This is a genomic window from Variovorax sp. J31P179 (assembly GCF_030316985.1).
GTDB lineage: Bacteria > Pseudomonadota > Gammaproteobacteria > Burkholderiales > Burkholderiaceae_C > Variovorax > Variovorax ginsengisoli_B.
Window position 1 is genome coordinate 1 of record NZ_JASZYL010000038.1, and the last position, 3,503, is coordinate 3,503.

Here is a 3,503-nt window from a genome sequence, read left to right on the forward strand (position 1 = left end):
GTCCTTCGGGGCTGCAACACGATACTTATAGTCAACACCAAAGCTGCTTTGAAAAAGGCATCTTTGTTGTTGATCGAGATCTCTCGGTCAATCGGCTGTTCTTTAAAAATTCATAGAGTCGAATTAGCGTCGCTGGTGGAAACCGCACATTCGTAAAGGTTTAGTGCGGACCGTGCCATCAGCGACATGAATTTTTGATTGCGTCAATTATGAACTTCAATTTCGAATCAAATCGAAAGTATGAAGTACGGCATAACGCGACAGGTGAGAGACCTGTCAATTCCTTGATGTGATTTTGGTTTCTGTGAAGAAACGTCAAAGTTATAGGGTCAAGTGAATAAGAGCACGTGGTGGATGCCTTGGCGATGATAGGCGACGAAGGACGTGATAGCCTGCGATAAGCTTCGGGGAGCTGGCAAATTAGCTTTGATCCGGAGATTTCCGAATGGGGAAACCCACCTGCAAAGGTATCGCATGCTGAATACATAGGCATGCGAGGCGAACCGGGTGAACTGAAACATCTCAGTAGCTCGAGGAAAAGACATCAACCGAGATTCCGAAAGTAGTGGCGAGCGAAATCGGAAGAGCCTGTTAGTGATAGCACAAGACTTAACGGAACAGTTTGGAAAGACTGGCCATAGCGGGTGATAGCCCCGTACGTGAAAAGACCTGTGTGGTACTGAGCTAACGAAAAGTAGGGCGGGACACGAGAAATCCTGTCTGAATATGGGGGGACCATCCTCCAAGGCTAAATACTCATCATCGACCGATAGTGAACTAGTACCGTGAGGGAAAGGCGAAAAGAACCCCGGGAGGGGAGTGAAATAGATCCTGAAACCGCGTGCTTACAAAAAGTAGGAGCCTCGTAAGGGGTGACTGCGTACCTTTTGTATAATGGGTCAGCGACTTACATTCAGTGGCAAGGTTAACCGAATAGGGAAGCCGTAGAGAAATCGAGTCCGAATAGGGCGATCAGTCGCTGGGTGTAGACCCGAAACCAAGTGATCTATCCATGGCCAGGATGAAGGTGCCGTAACAGGTACTGGAGGTCCGAACCGACTAGTGTTGCAAAACTAGCGGATGAGCTGTGGATAGGGGTGAAAGGCTAAACAAACTTGGAAATAGCTGGTTCTCTCCGAAAACTATTTAGGTAGTGCCTCAAGTATTACCGTCGGGGGTAGAGCACTGTTTTGGCTAGGGGGTCATGGCGACTTACCAAACCAAGGCAAACTCCGAATACCGACGAGTACAGCTTGGGAGACAGAGCACCGGGTGCTAACGTCCGGACTCAAGAGGGAAACAACCCAGACCGCCAGCTAAGGTCCCTAAAATTGGCTAAGTGGGAAACGAAGTGGGAAGGCTAAAACAGTCAGGATGTTGGCTTAGAAGCAGCCATCATTTAAAGAAAGCGTAATAGCTCACTGATCGAGTCGTCCTGCGCGGAAGATGTAACGGGGCTAAGCCAGTTACCGAAGCTGCGGATTTGCAATTTATTGCAAGTGGTAGGAGAGCGTTCTGTAAGCCTGTGAAGGTGCGTTGTAAAGCGTGCTGGAGGTATCAGAAGTGCGAATGCTGACATGAGTAGCGTTAAAGGGGGTGAAAAGCCCCCTCGCCGTAAGCGCAAGGTTTTCTACGCAACGTTCATCGGCGTAGAGTGAGTCGGCCCCTAAGGCGAGGCAGAGATGCGTAGCTGATGGGAAACAGGTCAATATTCCTGTACCGATGTGTAGTGCGATGTGGGGACGGATCTTAATAGGTCATCCGGGTGTTGGATATCCCGGTTTAGTGGGAAGTAGGCGTGCATTAGGCAAATCCGGTGCACATATACCGAGGCCCATGATCGAGCCAGCTTGCTGGTGAAGTGACTGAACGAGGTTCCAGGAAAAGCCACTAAGCTTCAGCTACACACGACCGTACCGCAAACCGACACTGGTGCGCGAGATGAGTATTCTAAGGCGCTTGAGAGAACTCAGGAGAAGGAACTCGGCAAATTGACACCGTAACTTCGGAAGAAGGTGTGCCCTATTAGTGTGAAGTGAACAACGGAGCATGAATGGGTTGCAAAAAATCGGTGGCTGCGACTGTTTATTAAAAACACAGCACTCTGCAAACACGAAAGTGGACGTATAGGGTGTGACGCCTGCCCGGTGCTGGAAGATTAAATGATGGGGTGCAAGCTCTTGATTGAAGTCCCAGTAAACGGCGGCCGTAACTATAACGGTCCTAAGGTAGCGAAATTCCTTGTCGGGTAAGTTCCGACCTGCACGAATGGCGTAACGATGGCCACACTGTCTCCTCCTGAGACTCAGCGAAGTTGAAATGTTTGTGATGATGCAATCTCCCCGCGGAAAGACGGAAAGACCCCATGAACCTTTACTGTAGCTTTGTATTGGACTTTGAACAGATCTGTGTAGGATAGGTGGGAGGCTTTGAAGCAGGGTCGCTAGATCTTGTGGAGCCAACGTTGAAATACCACCCTGGTGTGTTTGAGGTTCTAACCTAGGTCCATTATCTGGATCGGGGACAGTGCATGGTAGGCAGTTTGACTGGGGCGGTCTCCTCCCAAAGCGTAACGGAGGAGTTCGAAGGTACGCTAGTTACGGTCGGACATCGTGACGATAGTGCAATGGCATAAGCGTGCTTAACTGCGAGACTGACAAGTCGAGCAGATGCGAAAGCAGGACATAGTGATCCGGTGGTTCTGTATGGAAGGGCCATCGCTCAACGGATAAAAGGTACTCTGGGGATAACAGGCTGATACCGCCCAAGAGTTCATATCGACGGCGGTGTTTGGCACCTCGATGTCGGCTCATCTCATCCTGGGGCTGTAGCCGGTCCCAAGGGTATGGCTGTTCGCCATTTAAAGAGGTACGTGAGCTGGGTTTAAAACGTCGTGAGACAGTTTGGTCCCTATCTTCCGTGGGCGCTGCAGATTTGAGGAAGCCTGCTCCTAGTACGAGAGGACCGGAGTGGACACACCTCTGGTGTATCGGTTGTCACGCCAGTGGCATTGCCGAGTAGCTAAGTGTGGAAGAGATAACCGCTGAAAGCATCTAAGCGGGAAACTCGTTTCAAGATGAGATCTGCCGGGGCCTTGAGCCCCCTAAAGAGTCGTTCAAGACCAGGACGTTGATAGGTCAGGTGTGGAAGCGCAGTAATGCGTTAAGCTAACTGATACTAATTGCTCGTGCGGCTTGACCCTATAACTTTGATCTACATGATCAAGGTGTTATGCCAAGTTGACGCATTCAAGATTCCGATGCCACAAGCATCACAGCTGATTCCAGACTCTATGAATTCGTTGTGCTGACCCCGTCAGCACGACAACCCTTTATGCCTGATGACCATAGCGAGGTGGTCCCACTCCTTCCCATCCCGAACAGGACAGTGAAACGCCTCAGCGCCGATGATAGTGCGGGTTCCCGTGTGAAAGTAGGTCATCGTCAGGCTCTTACAGCCCAAACCGCCCAGCCCCTCAAAAGGCTGGGCGTTTTGCTTTGGGG

The 3,503-nt window shown here is 50.5% G+C and carries 2 rRNA genes; both read left to right on the forward strand.

What is annotated here, in order from left to right:
* Positions 1-327 precede the first annotated feature (327 nt).
* A 23S ribosomal RNA gene (locus tag QTI17_RS34850) occupies positions 328-3,202 on the forward strand.
* Between the two features lie 134 nt (positions 3,203-3,336).
* Positions 3,337-3,449: ribosomal RNA gene (gene rrf, locus QTI17_RS34855) — 5S ribosomal RNA — on the forward strand.
* Positions 3,450-3,503 lie beyond the last annotated feature (54 nt).